Raw genomic sequence first — 17,636 nt, forward strand, 5'->3', positions numbered from 1 at the left:
ATTAAGAGCATTACTTTTTAAGGGGATAATGTAAAAAGTAATTGGTAGAGACATAGAAATCTTTGTAATAGAAGCGAATGCCTGATGATATTACTGAGGAAAGGTGCATATTTTCATTGATATGTAAATATGCACCTTTTCTATTGTATTTGCAATTTAATAAAGTTAATTTGAATTTATGTAACGCACATATATGAAGCCATCTTTTAAAAAGGAAGTGATTTATCATACACATTCAAGCTGTGAAAATACCAAAGAATATTGAAAGTCATTTGTTTAAGCAACTTAGTAACTTGGTTTCAAATGAGAAGAAAGAACGAATGAAGCGTTTATTAAACTCATGCGACGTTAATAGGACTCTGATAGGGGATTTACTAATCCGATCTCTAATCTGCCAAAAGTATAAAATTAATAATGAAGAAATTAGATTTAAATATAATGAGTATGGAAAACCTTTTATTGAAAATTTTTCTGACTTTCATTTTAATCTGTCACATTCAGGAGAATGGGTGATTTGTACTACTGCTAATTTTAATGTGGGTATTGATATAGAAAAGGTTTCAGAGATAGAGGTTCTTAAATTAGCAAAAGAATTTTTTTCAGCGGATGAATTTTATGATATATCTAATATGAATTCTGATGAACAAATTAATTGTTTTTTTGATTTATGGACATTAAAAGAAAGCTATATAAAAACGATTGGAAAAGGGCTTTATACCCCATTAAATTCATTCTCTATAAAAAAAGAATCACGAACTTTAATTTCATACAAGAATATACCTAAAAACTTTTACTTTAAACAATATAACATTGATCCAAATTATAAGTTATCTGCTTGTGCAACAAGGGATGAATTTCCGCAAGAGATAATAATTAAAGACATTTATGCAATTTGCCAAAATATATACAAATTTGAAAGTAAGGAGAAAATCAATGCAGAAGACTAAACTTTTTTGCTTTCCACATGCTGGGGGATCTGCTTTTAGTTACGCAAAATGGAAAAATCACTTTAATCCATATATTGAGGTAGTCCCGATAGAGTTAGCTGGTAGAGGATATAGAATTGAAGAAAACTTGTACGGAAGTATGGAAGAGGCAGTAAATGATGTCTACAATAAAATAGTTATGCAGATAGATGATTCGCCCTACATTCTATTCGGGCATAGCATGGGAAGTTTGATCGCCTATGAAGTAGCCAGAAAAATAAAAGATTCTAAAAACGTATCGCCTGAATTTCTTGTTTTGTCCGGTAGAAATCATCCAAATAGTAAAATAAAAAATATCCGACATAATCTTTCTAATGAGCAATTTAAAAGAGAAGTTATTGCAATGGGAGGTACACCATCTGGGGTACTGCAATCAGAAGAATTAATGGAGATTTTTCTCCCTATTCTAAGAGCAGATTTTAAAATCGTTGAGACGTATATTCATGACAAAAATACACAACCATGTGATATTGATTTTCTTATATTTAATGGGGAAAATGATGAATTTACTACATATGATCAAGTAATAAAATGGGAACGATACACAAGTAAAACGTGTACTTTTCATTCTTTTGAAGGTAATCATTTCTTTCTAAATGAAAATATTGAAGAAATAGCAAATAGTATTATAGGAAAGTTTAATTCTAAAAGATTATCAACTAGTTTTTAGAGATTTTCTTTGATCATCAGACAGTCGTTGGATAACTGGTGAGTTAATTGATGCAATTTGTGGATCTTGCTTATAATGCTAATTGTAAGTATTATGTACTTTAAAACCAAAACTTTCCCAATTTAATGTTGAGAAAGTTTTGGTTTTTATTATTCTAGTAGTAATCACTTTTTAAAGTTATAGAAATTTAAAAATAAAGTATTGTATACATGTAAGTATGATTAAAAATAAAAAGTTGTAAATGCTAAATTTAATTAAATACGCCTTACTCTCTTTAACATTGGCCTGAATGAATAGTTTATAGGAGATTACACTGGCTAAAGATGCGATAATTGTTCCAAGCCCTCCAATATTTACTCCTAGTAATAAAGCTTTCCAATCAGAAGTAAAGTTTGATAGAAGAATTGAAGTAGGAAAATTGCTAATCAATTGACTCAAAAATATGGAACTAAAGAAGACTGAAGTATCTCCTCTTAAATTAGCGCGAGCAAATGTCTCCAGCGCATCCGAATGGGAAATGTTTCCGATAAAAATAAAAAAACCGACAAAGGTTATTAGAAGAAAGTAATCGATCTTAAATAGTAAGTTTCTATCTAACGTAAATGCTGCTATCAATGTGACTATTAGCGCAATGTAATAATCAATGACACCAAAAATAGATGCAATGATAGTGATAAGTATCAAAATCCAGATGGTAGCTTTTTTTCGATTTTTCACGGTAATTACAGGTAGTTCTATTTTTAAATCTGTTTTTTGAAGTTTTTGAGTAAATATAAATAACAAACTAATTCCAAGTACAGCTAAAAGCAGGAATGAACCTAAAAATGGGATGAGCTTAATTCCATAGTAAGAATATAGGTATAAATTTTGTGGGTTTCCCATAGGCATCAAGCTACTACCGATGTTTGCCGCAATTGTCTGCAAGATGATTGTATCCATCATGTTTATTTGTGTTTTTTTACTAATGACAAGTGTTATTGGTACAAAAGTGAGGAGGGCGACATCATTTGTTACAACCATGGAGCAAATAAAGCATAACAAAATTAGAATAATAGATATTGACCTGCTGTTATTGCATTTATTTAAAATCGCAACGGCAAGTTTGTCTAATATCTTTAGCTGTTCCAAGGCTTTAATGGCCACCATTAGATTAAATAAGCTAATTAACACTTCAAAGTTAATATATTCGAACCTTGGCGAATGTATTAAGCAGCTTACAATTGCTAATATTAGTGAAATGGTAAGTACTAAATCCTTTTTTAAAAATTCGAATTTCATAAGGAGTCTTTTTTTATTTTGAACGAATACTATTTCTTTCACAATACACCACCTGTAATCTATGTTAGTAAATATACGTTTTTTGGGATAACTCAATATTGCTAGAAAAGAGGATGACATAAGGTCCTAAATAAGAGTTTTGTAATGTTTTATCCCTTCAACAAAATCCTTTTTTCTTAGTGTCTTTAATGTTATAAATATGTGCAATATAGACGAATCCAGCTAGGGGGATTAATTGAGAAAACAAATGTTTTTTGTATGATACCATAAATAAATTAAATGTTTTATTTTTTTAATATTCTTATAATATTCTATTGATTCTTGATTTCAAATACTTTATAAGAAGTTTTAAAAGAGAAAAAGTATGCATGTTTTTATGAAGAAAATAGAGGCTTGCCAAAGGATAGGTAGAACAAAATCTGCGACGTTTGGGTACTGTATAAAATTCAAAAAATCTCACTGTTTTTTTAGATGAAAAATCTTAAAATAATTTTGTTTTTATAAAAATCTGTACTTTTTCGTAACATTCTGTACTTTTAATTATAAATTAAAGACAAGCTTCTCTTATTTAAAGATTGAAAGCGCTTTATAGATTTTTCGTGAAATTTTTACCTAGCCTATTTTTGAGATTAGTAGTGGGAAAGGAGATATTTCCATGTTCTTGAGACAATTAACAAAAAACCACTTAATCACTATTGATTATTATGATTTAAATCACCGGTAAACGAAACAAACATAATAGTACAACAATGTTAGTGGATAAAAATATTAGTTTGCAGAAAGGGGTAGAGCATCCGTTTGTATAAGCGTTAAGTACTTCAAAATTTCAGTTTTACGGTTACATGTTGTGATGTTTGCTTAAACAGGCCAATACGATTAATATAGAAAATTTTTATCCTTGTTGTATTTGAATATGAAAGAGGTATTTGTAACAGGAAATATAGGTGATTTTATATAGATTATGATATACAAATTTTGGCATGGAGTGATGATATGGAAAGGCTTTTTGTAGACTTAGTCGGATCAACAAATGATTTTTTATGGTCTAAATTATTAATTATTATGCTTGTTATTTGCGGAATTTATTTTACATTTAAATTGAATTTTGTACAGTTTCGAATGTTAAAAGAGATGGTTCGTGTATTAATGGAGGGGAAAAGTGGTTCTAAAGATCAAATCTCTCCTTTTCAAGCGTTTTGTATTGGTATGGCAGCCCGCGTTGGAACAGGGAATATCACAGGAATTGCGATTGCAATTGCATTAGGTGGTCCTGGAGCTGTATTTTGGATGTGGATTATTTCTATTATTAGCTCGGCATCCAGTTTTGTCGAAAGCACATTAGCACAGATATATAAAGTAAAAGATAAAACTGGTTTCCGTGGTGGTCCATCCTATTATATGGAAAAAGGGTTGAATAAACGTTGGATGGGAGTATTATTCTCTATTTTAATCACAATTACTTTTGGTCTTGTATTCAATTCAGTACAATCAAATACAGTTACAATTGCTTTTCAAAACTCATTTGGTACAGATCGTCTAACAGTTGGGATAATCATGGCCATTGCTTTCGCTGCGATTATTTTTGGTGGTGTACAACGTATTGCAAAGATGGCTGAATACAAGGTGGTATTTTTAGCGGTATTATACATTGGAGTTGCATTATTTGTTGTAGTTACCAACATATCAAAAATGCCGGAAGTTCTTTCTCTTATTGTTCAAAACGCATTTGGTTTTAAACAAATAGCAGGCGGTTCAATTGGTGCAGCACTTATGAATGGAGTTAAACGCGGTTTATTCTCAAATGAAGCTGGTATGGGAAGTGCACCAAACGTTGCTGCAACAGCAACAACAAGTCATCCGGTGAAACAAGGACTGATTCAAGCATTTGGTGTATTAACGGATACACTGATCATTTGTACTAGCACTGCCTTTATTATTTTGCTGTCTGATGCATATAAACAACCGGGGTTAAATGGTATTGCACTTACACAAGCAGCATTAAGTGAACACATCGGTTCTTGGGCATCGGGTTGTCTTGCTATCTTTGTTTTTTTATTTGGATTTGGTGCGTTAATTGGCAACTATTATTATGGTGAAACAAACATTCGCTTCTTACATACAAGTAAAGTGTGGTTAATGATATACAGAATAAGTGTGTTGGCTATGATTGTATTTGGTTCTGTTGCAAAGATTCAAATTGTATGGGATTTAGCGGACTTATTTATGGGCTTTATGGTTATTATTAATTTAATTGCTATTACCTTACTTTCAAAAGTAGCATTTGCGGCGTTACAAGATTATATAAACCAGAAAAAAGCTGGTAAAGATCCTATTTTTTATAAAGAAAACATTAAAGGGCTTGAAAATATTGAATGTTGGGATAGTTATGAGAAAACTTCAAAAAAGAAAAGTGTGTAATAAGAAGGATATTCAGACTGCAATATGTCTGAATATTTTTCTTGGTTCTAGTGCAAATAGTATTGATTATAGTAAAGAAAAAATCATTCTATATAAAGTTAATAGTACGGGGGAATATGATTAAATGATAAAGGAATCTAGCGTTCAAGTTGAGGGGCAAGAAAAAGTTTGCTTAGATCAATGGGTAGCTCATTATCGAGCGTATGCAGCTAAGGGACGAAGCGCCAGTTATATTCCCGCTCTGGGGGAAATAAATGTATCGCAGTTAGGTATTTGTATAGTAAAGCCAGATGGAACAATGATAAAATCAGGAGATTGGGAGATACCTTTCACATTACAAAGTATATCAAAAGTAATCGGTTTTATAGCCGCTTGTTTAAGTCGTGGTATTTCTTATGTATTAGAACGAGTTGACGTAGAGCCAACTGGAGATGCCTTTAATTCAATTATTCGTTTAGAGATACATAAACCAGGAAAACCTTTTAATCCTATGATCAATGCTGGAGCGATTACGATAGCTTCACTTTTGCCAGGGACATCGGTGCAAGAAAAATTAGAATCTCTATACGTATTAATTGAAAAAATGATAGAGAAGCGTCCCGCTATTAATGAAATAGTATTTCAATCAGAATGGGAAACCGCTCATCGTAATAGAGCATTAGCATACTATTTAAAGGAGAATGGTTTTCTAGAATCAGATGTGGAGGAGACACTAGAGGTTTACTTAAAACAATGTTCGATTGAAATAAATACTGAAGATATTGCCTTAATAGGGCTTATACTAGCACATGATGGATATCATCCTATTCGCAAAGAACAAGTGCTCCCTAAAGAAGTAGCTAGGTTAACAAAAGCTTTAATGCTTACTTGTGGAATGTACAACGCTTCTGGAAAATTTGCTGCTTTCATTGGATTACCAGCTAAGAGTGGGGTATCCGGCGGAATTATGACACTGGTTCCCTCAAAATCTAGGAAGGATTTATCGTTCCAAGATGGATGTGGTATTGGTATTTACGGACCGGCCATTGATGAATATGGGAATAGTTTACCAGGAATTATGTTGTTAGAACATATTGCAAAAGAATGGGATTTAAGTATATTTTAAAAAGGAGCACAGATATTTTGGTGTAAGAACGATTCCAAAAGTGTTCAGACCTTATATTGTGTCTGAACATTTTTGAGTTATAAAGTATCTTTCTAAAGTAGAAGGGTGTAATGAATACTCACAATCTATAATACTTTCGTTTATATCTTATTTATCAGTTTTTGAAAAAAATAGAGTAAGTATTGTATTAATGCAAATAGGTTTGTATACTGACTGTTAGGCGAAAGTGAGAAGTGATTATTTTGAATCTTAGTAATTTAGTAAAAAAAGACATCTATATTCTCGTTTTAATGATACTTACAGTACCCTTAGTAGGTGAAATAAAGTCATTTCCTTTAAATGAAACATTTAGAATGAGCTTTGGTGCACCAACATTTTTCTTTTTTTTGTTATTGTTTCGAAGAATTCCAGCATTTTTACCGGGTTTTTTAACAGCGATAGTCGTTGTAGTATTTCGTATCTCAATGGATGTCATTATAAAGGGAAATATGGATTGGCTAGCCGCTTTTCATACTCACTATCCTAGTTTTTTCTTTTATTTTACTTATTCGTATCTCTTTCATTTAGCAAAAATTAAACGTTTTTATCATCAACCACTAATGATTGGTTTTATTGGTTGCATGATTGAAATACTGTCAGACTGTGTGGAATTAATGATTCAATATTTCGTATTAAAAACATCAATCACATCCGAGGCAATAAATGAGATCATTGTTATCGCATGTTCCCATAGTTTTATAGTTCTAAGCTTTTTCAATATGATGAAATTGTATGAAGCGCAATCAAGGGAGAGACACATAAAGAAACAAAATGAACACATGCTCATGCTCATCTCTAATTTATATGAAGATGCTGTTCATTTAAAAAAAACATTACAAGATGCTGAGAATATAACAAAAAAATCCTATGATTTATATAAAACCTTAGACTCTTTTGAGCACAAACAGATGGATTTTCAGTTTGGGGATTTAAGGCAACAGGCATTACAAATTGCTGGTGAGGTCCATGACGTTAAAAAGGATAACCAACGTATTTTTGCGGGGCTTTCAAAACTAATTTCTGATGAAAGTTTTACAGATTATATGTCTGTACATGAACTAGTAAATATCATTATACGGGCAAATACGAAATATGCACGGTTGCTAGAGAAAGACATCCAATTTGTGTATAAAATTGATGGTGTGCATCCTCATTATCATATTTACACAATCTTATCTATTATAAATAATATCGTTACAAACGCTGTAGAAGCTATCCAAGGTATGGGAACCATCACAATTGACATTAATAAAGACCACCATTTTGTTGAATTTCAAATAGGCGATAATGGTCCTGGTATTTCTTCAAAATATAAAGATTCAATTTTTGAGCCTGGGTTTACTTCTAAATATGATGATTTAGGCAATCCATCGACAGGTATCGGATTATCGTATGTTAAAGAAATGGTCGAACAACTTGAAGGTGATGTTACGCTTGAGGACAGAACCGAAGGAAAAGGATCAATTTTTATAATTAGATTAGGGATTGATCATATAATTTCGAAAGGGTGATTCTATGTATTTTTATATAGTAGATGATGAAAAAGCGGTTCGCTCAATGTTGGCTCAAATTATCGAGGATGAAGATCTTGGGGAGGTTATAGGTGAAGCTGAGGATGGTTTATCTTTAGAGCAACAAATGCTAATCCTTAAAAATATAGACATTTTATTTATCGATTTGTTAATGCCGATTCAAGATGGAATAAAAACAATCCGTCAAATAAACCCTTCGTTTAAAGGGAAAATCATCATGGTCTCTCAAGTAGAATCAAAAGAATTAATTGCTGAAGCTTATTCGCTTGGTGTTGAATACTATATTATTAAGCCAATTAACCGGATTGAAGTATTAACAGTTGTTCGGAAAGTCATTGAACGAATTCGTTTGGAAAAATCAATAAAAAACATTCAAGAATCGCTTAATATGGTACTAAAATTGGATAGTAATTCAAGTGCGCAAGAAAAATACCGTAATGAAAAACATTTAAATACTTTTAATCATTTTCAAAATTCCATTCATTTTCTTTTGTCTGAATTAGGAATAGCCAGTGAAAGTGGAAGTAAAGATTTAATGGATATGCTAGATTATTTATATAAATATGAACAAGATAACACGTTGGAACAAGGCTTTCCCTCACTAAAAGAGATTTTTATGAATTTGGCTCAAAAAAAACTTGGGGATTCAGCTGAAGATGCCGAATTAAAAAGGTTCATAGAAGCTTCCAAACAACGGATTCGGAGAGCAATTTATCAATCATTAAACCATTTAGCATCCCTTGGACTTACTGATTTTTTAAACCCGAAGTTCGAAAATTATGCTTCTAGATTTTTTGATTTTACTACCGTAAGGAGAAAGATGACAGAATTGAATAATGAACCAACATTACCTGCTCGTATTGATACGAAAAAATTTATTCAAGTTCTTTATTTTGAAGCAAAACGAATACACTTGGAGCTAAGATGATAAACTCTTGCTAAGTATTATTTTCAATTGATAGATTGATAATAGTTTTTCTTTTTATTCTCCTTTATTTCATATTAGTTTTAAAATCAGAAAATTCCGTATCGATTTGGTAGAAGTGTATGAACTTAGAACAAAAGAATATGTATTTTTTATTTTTTAAACATTAATATTCATTAAAAAAAACGAGTATTTTCACAATAAAATATAAATACATAGTAAGTTGAATTTAAAAAAAGATGCTATCTTCTAGCATCTTTTTTTCTTTAAGAGGAAATATCATTGATCCTTATATTATTTGAAATTCAAATGCGGGCATATAAATAACGGAAAAGGAGATAATATTTAACAAATTATAATTGGAAATGGTATTTTAGGTCAGAAATGTTTTTATACTAATTAGGTTATTGGTACTAAACAAGCATAATGTCTCGCTTTTCTGCTCTTTAATCTTATCGTTATTTTTTATTAAGTACATATCGTTTTTTAGAAATCTCAATCCTAGCAGAGTATATAAATTGGGTGATAAAAATGTGGAACATAATTACTTCTTATCTTCCAGATTGGAAAGTCTTTGTACAAGCTTTTATCTTGTTTTTAATTCCGTATACTATCTCAAGAGTTTTTCATTGGGTTCGTATGTCAGAGAAAGAGTGGGAAGAATGAGTTGGTGGAAGTCAAGAGACAAACAAGTGGAAAAAAATAATATTCAAAGTAAAACGAAACAAGAGCATAAACCTTCTCAAAATGCAATCGTTCATTTCACAAATGATTTTGCCTCTAACTTAGAACTTATAAAGCAACAAATCGGACATAATTCTGATGTTCGCTTTCGGAAGTTTAATATTGGACGCACAGATATTCAGGCTGGGATCGTTTTTGTTGATGGCCTATCAGATAAAGAGATAATTGACAAACATATTATGAAATTACTAATGGATGATTTTTCTGATGAATATAAAAATGAATCTTCTTATGTGGAGGGGACTGTTTCAAAAGAATATATTAAAAATAAAGTTCTTACAATTAGTGAAGTAGCAGAAGTCCATTACATAAAAGATTTAATACCCAAAGTATTGATAGGTTCAACAGCTCTTTTAATTGATGGTTTAGCAGATGTGTTTATTCTTGGTACAACAAAAGCAAATAAACGAAACATTGAAGAACCAGTATCGGAGGCATTAGTCAGAGGGCCACGGGTCGGTTTTACTGAAGTATTAAGTGATAATACCTCACTTTTGCGACGACATTGTGCGGATGAGAGTTTATCATTAGTAAAGCTACCAGTAGGAGAACGTGCAAAGAAAGAGTTAGTTGTCGCATTTATTAGAGATCTTGCTAGTACAGAATTGGTGGATGAAGTAAAAAACAGAATTCAGAAAATTGACATAGACAGTGTACTCGAATCTGGTTATATAGAGCAACTCATTGAAGATAATTATCTAAGTCCTTTTCCACAGATTCAAAATACAGAACGACCTGATCGTGTTATTAGTGCTTTAATGGAAGGTCGAGTAGCTATTTTGTTAGATGGAACACCATTTGTTTTAATTGCTCCAGTTACATTTAGTATGCTGCTGCAATCACCAGAAGATTATTATGAAAGGTGGCTTCCTGGTACGCTTCTCCGCTTATTACGCTTCATGACAGCTTTTGTTTCATTATTTGCTCCAGCACTGTATATTTCTTTTATTTCATTTCATCCAGGATTAATTCCCACTAAGCTCGCTATTTCTATTATCGGATCGCGAGAAGGAGTTCCTTTTCCCGCTTTAATAGAAGCGTTAATTATGGAAGTAGCTATCGAAGTTTTGCGAGAAGCAGGTTTACGTCTGCCTAAACCAATTGGACCTGCAATGGGAATTGTGGGCGGTTTAATAATTGGTCAGGCTGCCGTAGAAGCAGGAATTGTTAGTCCAATAATGGTTATCGTTGTTGCGGTAACAGCTATTTCTTCTTTTACTATTCCACAATATAGTGTAGGAATTACGTTACGCATTCTTCGTTTTGTAGCTATGTTTTGTGCTGCGATATTTGGTTTGTATGGAGTTATTCTCTTCTTTCTTTTACTTTGCAGTCATTTAGTGAAACTGAAAAGTTTTGGCGTTCCTTATACCAGTCCTGCTGTTCCATATCGATTCAGTGACTGGAAAGATTTTATGGTTCGCATGCCATTAAAAATAATGAGACGTCGACCAAAAATAATGCATACCAAAAAAAATATCCGCAAAAGGTAGCTGATGACGAAAGGAAGTGGCCTTCAGTGATTACTAAACTTAAAGACCGAATAACAACTTCACAGGCAGTTGTTATTATTGTAAATTACATACTTGGGACAGGAATTCTCACTCTGCCTAGAGCATCTGTGGAAAAAGTGAAAACACCAGATGTATGGATAAGTGTGATATTAGGTGGAATACTGGCAATGGTTTCAGGAGTAATTATGGTCAAATTAAGTCAGCAGTTTCCAGAAAAAACATTTTACCAATACAGTCAAGATATTGTAGGGAAATGGATAGGCAGGTTGCTTAGTTTTCTTATTATAGGGTATTTTCTTACAACTTCAGCATTTCAAATTCGTTCAATGGCAGAAGTAATAAGCTTTTTTTTGCTCGAAGGAACCCCCACATGGGCTATTGTTATGCCTTTTATGTGGATAGGTCTCTATTTGATTATGAGTGGTATTAATTCAATTGCACGGATGTTTGAAATAATATTTCCTATTACTGTTTTTATTTTTTTAATCATTTCCTTTATGAGCATCGGAATATTCGAGATAGATAATCTCCGTCCCGTATTAGGTTTGGGAATTAAACCAGTATTAGATGGGATAAAAACAACGTCTCTCGCATATACAGGTCCTGAAATTATGTTAATTCTTTTGGTATTTATGGAACAACGAAATAAAGCAGTAAAAGCTATTTTAGTTGGAATTTCTATTCCGTTAATCTTTTATGTAATAACTGTTGTAATGGTCATTGGTGCATTATCAATTGATGGGGTTGTAACAAGAACATGGCCGACAATTGACCTTATGCGCAGTTTTGAAATTTCTGGATTGATATTTGAACGTTTTGAATCTTTACTGCTTGTAATATGGATTATGCAAATATTTGCTACCTATACGATTAGTTATTATGCAGCTGCATTAGGATTAGCGCAACTCTTTAAAAAGAGTATTCATCCGTTTATTTTTGCTTTGATTCCAATCATTTACATCATTGCTATGACTTCGAAAAATATAAATGACTTGCTTAAATTGGGGGATATGCTCGGTAATGCTGCTTTATTTTTATTTGGTTTACTGCCACTGCTTCTTCTTATTATTACGCGATTAAAAGGAGGAGTAGTGTGAAAAATAAATTTAATTATATGCGGTTCTATTTTGCTTTGTTATGGACGCTTTTGCTTCTATTTTTAACAGGATGTTGGAGCAGTAAAGAAGTAGAAGAGTTGAGTTTAACTGCAGGTATAGCACTAGATAAAGGGAAGGATTCAACAATTGAGAAAGAGGATGAGGAAGGAGGTTATCCTAAAAGAAATCTTATAACAGCTACTTATCAAATTGTTAGTTCGCAAGCACAAAGTAAAGGAAATGGACAACAAAAACGTTATATTAATGTTTCTGAGACAGGTGATTCCATTCATCAAATTGTTCGTGAGTTTTCATTGAAAAGAGAGAGCACAATGTTCAGCCCACATTTAAAAAACATTGTTATTAGTGATAGTCTTGTACGTACATACAGTTTAGAACAATTACTTGAACAGTATCTCCGTGACAATGAAGTTCGGCTTAGCTGTATGCTCTTAATTAGCAAGGGGCTAGCGAAGGAGGTACTGGAATCAAATAAAAAAGGAGAAATTCCAGCATTTCGTTTGTCTGGAATTGCAGATAATAGAAATAGAACAACAAGGATTTTACCTCCTGTATCGCTCGCTAAATTGGAAGGAAAGATGCGGTCAGGGTCCAGTTTTCTTTTGCAAAATGTAATCTCGATAAAAGGGGAAACAAAATTTGCAGGAGCTGCTGTAATTAAAGGGAAGACAAAAAAGTTGATGGGCTTTTTAAATGAACAGGAATTGGAAGGAGTAGTATGGATAAACGGAAAAAGGAATGGTGGTGTGGTAAAAACTTTTGATAAAGAATCAAAGAAACTCATTATATACGAAATAAAGTCAATAAAAAGCAAAATCATACCACATGTTAACGGAAATAATATTTCCTTTGATGTAAACATTGAATCAGTAGGGCGTTTGTCTGAAAATTGGATGCAATCAGGAAAAGATTTTGAAAATGAATTTTTAAAAAAGGAAGAAAAAGCTATTGAAAAAGAAGTAAAGCACTTAGTACATCATGTTACAAAAAAAATACAAAAAGAATATCAAGTCGATATTGCGGGTTTTGGCAACCAATTAAGAATTAAACACCCGAGAACATGGGAGAAAGTCAAAAAAGATTGGGATCAAACATTTAGTAAAGTACCGATTAAATATCATATAAATGTAACTATACAAGATTATGGAGCGTCAAGTTTAAAACGATGAGATACCTTAATTGAAATTATATTTGAATCAAAACAAAAAGTTATAAAAGTTTTAATTTGAAAATTTTTGTAACTTTTTGTTTTTTTATGTCCTTCTTATTATAGATTAAAGAAATGATTTTATCCCGCTATTTGCCGGGCAGTAAGACTCACACCTCAAAATTCAGCGAAAGCAAAGAAGTTATTAGAGGTATATGTAAGCTCTATATAGGAAGGAGAATTTTGAAATTCTATTGATAAACCAAGTAATTGTAATAGCCCTTATTTAGAATAATAATTTCAAAATCAATAAAATTTAGAGTAGAAGGAGCAAGAGCAAATTATTATGAATAAACAAATAGGTTTTATCGGATGTGGAAACATGGGTATTGCTATGATAGGTAGGATGATTAAAAAAAATATAGTTTCTCCAGATCAAATAATTTGTTCAGATTTAAATGTCATTAATTTAAAAAATGCTAGTAATGAATATGGCATAACTATAACTACTAACAACAATGAAGTCGCTAACAGCGCTGACATTTTAATTTTATCAATCAAACCAGATTTATACTCATCGGTAATTAACCAAATAAAAGATCAAATAAAAAATGATGTAATCGTTGTAACTATTGCTGCAGGAAAAAGTATTAAGAGCACTGAGAATGAATTTGGTAGAAAGTTGAAAGTTGTTAGAGTAATGCCTAATACACCGGCACTTGTTGGAGAAGGAATGTCTGCGTTATGTTTTAATGAAATGGTTACAGAAAAAGATATAAAAGAGGTACTGAACATATTTAATATTTTCGGCCAGACGGAGGTCATAAATGAAAAACTAATGGATGTTGTTACATCTATTAGTGGTTCTTCTCCAGCATATGTGTATATGTTTATAGAAGCCATGGCAGATGCTGCTGTACTTGGCGGTATGCCGAGAAAACAAGCTTATAAATTTGCGGCTCAGGCTGTATTAGGTTCTGCAAAAATGGTATTGGAAACAGGAATACATCCAGGTGAATTGAAGGATATGGTTTGTTCTCCAGGTGGAACGACGATAGAAGCTGTAGTAACGCTAGAAGAAAAAGGTTTAAGAACAGCTATCATTTCAGCTATGAAACGTTGTACGCAAAAATCTATGGAAATGTCTAGTTTAACTAGTAAGTGAGAAGCGAATTTATATAATATTTCAAATCTATTTAATGTAAAAGAAATATTATGAGGCTAGTTAATAACTAAGTAAATTTATATACAACACTAACGAGAAGAACAAACCTTATTTTAAAGGGGATACAGAAAATATGAGTAATTTACTAAAAAAGAAATCCGTTACACAATTGTTAGAGCATAATCAAAGCAAGACTTTAACGAAAACATTAGGAGCATTTGATTTAATTATGTTAGGGGTAGGCTCGATAGTTGGAACGGGTGTTCTTGTGTTAACTGGATTAGTAGCAGCAAGAAATGCTGGTCCAGCAGTTGTTTTTTCATTTATACTTGCGGCAATTATATGTGGATTTATAGCATTATGTTACGCGGAAATTGCTTATACACTCCCGGCGTCTGGTAGTGTATATACGTACTCATATGCAACAATTGGTGAGTTTGTTGCTCATCTAGTAGGTTGGTCATTGCTGTTAATATATATCGTGGCAACAGCGGCTGTCGCTGCTGGATGGACAGGCTATTTCCACAATTTAATAAAGGGATTTGGATTAGAGATACCTAAAGCTCTAGTAACGATTCCTTCGCATGGTGGTATTGTGAATCTACCAGCGGTAATCATTACATTGATATTAGCATGGATGTTATCCCGTGGTACGAGGGAAAGTAAACGAATCAATAATACAATGGTATCGATTAAAATTGGAATGATTTTGTTGTTTATTACGGTTGGTATATTCTATGTAAAACCAATGAACTGGATACCAATTGCACCATACGGTTTAAGTGGAGTCTTTACGGGTGGAGCAGCTATTTTATTCGCTTTTACGGGTTTTGATATATTAGCAACTTCAGCAGAAGAAGTAAAAGACCCGAAACGTAATCTTCCGATCGGTATTATTGCATCATTAATCATATGTACAATTATTTATGTTATGGTATGCCTTGTTATGACAGGAATGGTTTCCTATAAAGAATTAAATGTCCCTGAGGCAATGGCTTATGTAATGGAAGTTGTAGGACAAGGAAAAGTCGCTGGTGCAATTGCTGCAGGTGCTGTAATTGGCCTTATGGCTGTTATTTTTTCCAATATGTATGCGGCAACACGAGTATTCTTTGCAATGAGTCGTGATGGATTGTTACCGAAATCATTTGCGAAAGTTAATAAGAAAACTGGAGCACCCACTTTTATAACTGGATTGGCAGGAATAGGGAGCTCTATAATAGCTGGGTTTATTGATTTGAAAGAATTAGTTAATTTAGTTAATATCGGTAGTTTGGTGACGTTTGCGTTAGTTTGTCTATCAGTTATTATCCTTCGTAAATCACACCCAAATTTAAAACGTGGATTTATGGTACCTTTTGTACCTGTATTACCATGCGTTGCAATTGTATGCTGTGTGTTTTTAATGCTAAATTTACCGTTAAGGACATGGGTGTACTTTAGTATTTGGATTACTATTGGGGTAGTAATATATTTCCTTTATTCGATAAAACACAGTAATTTAAATGAGGAAACGATCTCGAAATTACATGATAAAATTGCGAGATAATAACGATCGAAAATTTTATTAATAATCATATTGATAGTTGAGTAACATAGAAACAGTTTTTTGACATTTAGCAAGAGATAAAATAAGAGATGCTAGGGCAGCTAAGTACTTTTTTAGAAACCTTGCTTGTTTTTTACGATTTAAAACCGCTAAGGAGAGAGAAGTATGAGTGAATTGCATTTTATGAGTATAGAAGAATTGGATAATAAATTGAAAAAATCTGATAGTGGTATTTATTTCATTAAAGATTATAATGACAATATTATTTATGTAGGCAAGGCTTTTAGTATAAAAAGTAGAGTATTAGCTCATTTTAATAGTTATTCCAATATTAAGGAATATGTACATTTATTTAATAAAGTAGCGTATCTCATTGAAGATAGTTTGTTAAAACGCTCATTGTTACAAGTTACTTATATGATTAAATATAAACCAGTATTAAACAAAGAAGTCCAAAAAGAATTCCCAGAGTTATATACTCAATACATTAAGCAAACAAATAAAAAATCCATGTTGTTAGAAATTAATGAAGCTAAAGAAAAAAGGGATGAGTTAAAGAATAGATTAGTAAAATTAGTAGGCGGAAAAACTATGTTTTATGACATAATTTCTCTGTTAAACAATGGATATAACTATCATGTTCTCGCAAAAGTATTGAGCATAGAGCTTCAAACTTTAATTATAATGAAAGAACACCGAAATAAATTCCCGATACCACATAATTATAAGAGGACAATAAAGCATCAAGATATAATGTATGCTTTATCTGGAAAAAAGAATTAAGTACTTCAAGCTTAAACACTTAACTTTAAAGTACTTAATTCGTTGCTTTTGTAGCTGTTATTGTTATATTGAATGCAATGTACATTTGTGTTTCAAATTTAATTGGTGGAATAAGGGGAGGGAAAGGGTTCCCATAAAAATACTAGAAGAAATTAGGTTACTCATACGTAAATAGCATAATTAGGCACATGTTATTTATAAATATTCAAAGATACGAAAGTAATACAAATGAAATTCTTATTTCTGCTACTACAAGTACTATTGAGCAAATGAAGTATGAAATTGCTTTTGAACTAAGAGTCACACTGGGACCTGATACATCACATCATCTGCAAATGGTTCGAATCGGTGGAGAGATTACAAAACGCTTAGTTTGAATGGCTGAAAAACAGTTAACAGGTCAATACAGATTACACTAAGAAAATAATCCGTATATATACGGATTATTTTTCCTTTAATTTACAAAAAAATAAATTTCGAAATTGAAAAAACCTCTCAGATTCCTTTGTAATAATCTTTTTTAGTTGTGTTAATGACATAGGTATCGAAAGGTGATAAATTCGATACGAACGATGTATAAGTCCTTAAAAGGGTTTTGATGTTATTTGTAATTTTAATTCCATAATACTTAAGCCGATATAATAAAATGTTTTATGTCTAAAT

14 protein-coding genes and 1 pseudogene are annotated in these 17,636 nt (G+C 32.0%); 14 read left to right on the forward strand and 1 reads right to left on the reverse strand.

The annotated features are described in order from the left end of the window. The first annotated feature begins 320 nt into the window (after positions 1-320). The 3 genes and pseudogenes from BUA87_RS03520 to BUA87_RS32095 form a co-directional block, all read left to right on the forward strand. Entirely contained in the window at positions 321-947 is a 627-nt protein-coding gene (locus tag BUA87_RS03520) for a 4'-phosphopantetheinyl transferase family protein (RefSeq protein WP_178340542.1), read from the forward strand. Then, on the forward strand, positions 934-1,656 hold the full coding sequence (locus tag BUA87_RS03525) for a thioesterase II family protein (protein ID WP_001172934.1): 723 nt from the start codon (positions 934-936) through the stop codon (positions 1,654-1,656). Before BUA87_RS03520 ends, BUA87_RS03525 begins: the two co-directional genes overlap by 14 nt. Before the next feature lie 4 nt (positions 1,657-1,660). Beyond that, positions 1,661-1,732 (forward strand): annotated as a pseudogene (locus tag BUA87_RS32095) (short-chain dehydrogenase); the annotation flags it as partial. A 101-nt stretch (positions 1,733-1,833) separates the two neighbouring features. Here BUA87_RS32095 and BUA87_RS03530 read toward each other — a convergent pair. Further along, positions 1,834-2,976 carry an anion transporter gene (locus BUA87_RS03530; RefSeq protein WP_072938448.1) on the reverse strand — a complete coding sequence of 381 codons (1,143 nt, stop codon included), beginning with the start codon at positions 2,974-2,976 and terminating at the stop codon, positions 1,834-1,836. A 951-nt stretch (positions 2,977-3,927) separates the two neighbouring features. Here BUA87_RS03530 and BUA87_RS03535 point away from each other — a divergent pair. The 11 genes from BUA87_RS03535 (at position 3,928) to BUA87_RS03585 (ending at position 17,350) form a co-directional block, all read left to right on the forward strand. Continuing rightward, complete coding sequence (locus tag BUA87_RS03535) at positions 3,928-5,352, forward strand: alanine/glycine:cation symporter family protein (protein WP_000440276.1); 1,425 nt, start codon at positions 3,928-3,930, stop codon at positions 5,350-5,352. Positions 5,353-5,476: 124 nt separating this feature from the next. Beyond that, a complete protein-coding gene (gene glsA / locus BUA87_RS03540) occupies positions 5,477-6,457 on the forward strand; it encodes a glutaminase GlsA (protein WP_000588988.1) in 981 nt (326 codons plus the stop codon). A gap of 233 nt (positions 6,458-6,690) precedes the next feature. Further along, a complete protein-coding gene (locus BUA87_RS03545) occupies positions 6,691-8,007 on the forward strand; it encodes a sensor histidine kinase (protein WP_000584793.1) in 1,317 nt (438 codons plus the stop codon). Positions 8,008-8,011: 4 nt separating this feature from the next. Continuing rightward, the gene (locus BUA87_RS03550) at positions 8,012-8,956 is read left to right on the forward strand and encodes a response regulator (RefSeq protein ID WP_000274080.1); all 945 of its coding nucleotides are present in this window, start codon (positions 8,012-8,014) and stop codon (positions 8,954-8,956) included. 659 nt (positions 8,957-9,615) lie between these two features. Next, positions 9,616-11,190, forward strand: coding sequence for a spore germination protein (locus BUA87_RS03555; protein WP_000119211.1), 1,575 nt, complete (start codon positions 9,616-9,618; stop codon positions 11,188-11,190). A gap of 26 nt (positions 11,191-11,216) precedes the next feature. Further along, positions 11,217-12,308 (forward strand): spore germination protein, encoded by a 1,092-nt coding sequence (locus BUA87_RS03560; RefSeq protein WP_000628928.1) that lies wholly within the window; start codon positions 11,217-11,219, stop codon positions 12,306-12,308. Then, positions 12,305-13,498 (forward strand): Ger(x)C family spore germination protein, encoded by a 1,194-nt coding sequence (locus BUA87_RS03565; RefSeq protein WP_000790793.1) that lies wholly within the window; start codon positions 12,305-12,307, stop codon positions 13,496-13,498. The genes BUA87_RS03560 and BUA87_RS03565 overlap by 4 nt, the downstream gene beginning before the upstream one ends. A gap of 324 nt (positions 13,499-13,822) precedes the next feature. Beyond that, on the forward strand, positions 13,823-14,641 hold the full coding sequence (gene proC / locus BUA87_RS03570) for a pyrroline-5-carboxylate reductase (RefSeq protein WP_001041313.1): 819 nt from the start codon (positions 13,823-13,825) through the stop codon (positions 14,639-14,641). Positions 14,642-14,774: 133 nt separating this feature from the next. Then, positions 14,775-16,190 (forward strand): amino acid permease, encoded by a 1,416-nt coding sequence (locus BUA87_RS03575; RefSeq protein ID WP_072938451.1) that lies wholly within the window; start codon positions 14,775-14,777, stop codon positions 16,188-16,190. Between the two features lie 165 nt (positions 16,191-16,355). Beyond that, positions 16,356-16,973, forward strand: coding sequence for a GIY-YIG nuclease family protein (locus tag BUA87_RS03580; RefSeq protein ID WP_002094012.1), 618 nt, complete (start codon positions 16,356-16,358; stop codon positions 16,971-16,973). A 188-nt stretch (positions 16,974-17,161) separates the two neighbouring features. Continuing rightward, complete coding sequence (locus BUA87_RS03585; RefSeq protein WP_000897404.1) at positions 17,162-17,350, forward strand: alpha/beta-type small acid-soluble spore protein; 189 nt, start codon at positions 17,162-17,164, stop codon at positions 17,348-17,350. Positions 17,351-17,636: the final 286 nt, after the last annotated feature.

It is taken from the genome of Bacillus sp. bc15, from assembly GCF_900142585.1.
GTDB classification, from domain to species: Bacteria; Bacillota; Bacilli; order Bacillales; family Bacillaceae_G; genus Bacillus_A; species Bacillus_A cereus.

Excerpts from the sequence above, each read along its gene's own strand:
- BUA87_RS03555 (WP_000119211.1), top strand. The coding sequence starts at position 9,616 with ATGAGTTGGTGGAAGTCAAGAGACAAACAAGTGGAAAAAAATAATATT.
- BUA87_RS03585 (WP_000897404.1), top strand. The coding sequence starts at position 17,162 with ATGTTATTTATAAATATTCAAAGATACGAAAGTAATACAAATGAAATT.
- BUA87_RS03575 (WP_072938451.1), top strand. The coding sequence starts at position 14,775 with ATGAGTAATTTACTAAAAAAGAAATCCGTTACACAATTGTTAGAGCAT.
- BUA87_RS03550 (WP_000274080.1), top strand. The coding sequence starts at position 8,012 with ATGTATTTTTATATAGTAGATGATGAAAAAGCGGTTCGCTCAATGTTG.
- glsA (WP_000588988.1), top strand. The coding sequence starts at position 5,477 with ATGATAAAGGAATCTAGCGTTCAAGTTGAGGGGCAAGAAAAAGTTTGC.
- BUA87_RS03535 (WP_000440276.1), top strand. The coding sequence starts at position 3,928 with ATGGAAAGGCTTTTTGTAGACTTAGTCGGATCAACAAATGATTTTTTA.
- proC (WP_001041313.1), top strand. The coding sequence starts at position 13,823 with ATGAATAAACAAATAGGTTTTATCGGATGTGGAAACATGGGTATTGCT.
- BUA87_RS03580 (WP_002094012.1), top strand. The coding sequence starts at position 16,356 with ATGAGTGAATTGCATTTTATGAGTATAGAAGAATTGGATAATAAATTG.
- BUA87_RS03525 (WP_001172934.1), top strand. The coding sequence starts at position 934 with ATGCAGAAGACTAAACTTTTTTGCTTTCCACATGCTGGGGGATCTGCT.
- BUA87_RS03520 (WP_178340542.1), top strand. The coding sequence starts at position 321 with ATGAAGCGTTTATTAAACTCATGCGACGTTAATAGGACTCTGATAGGG.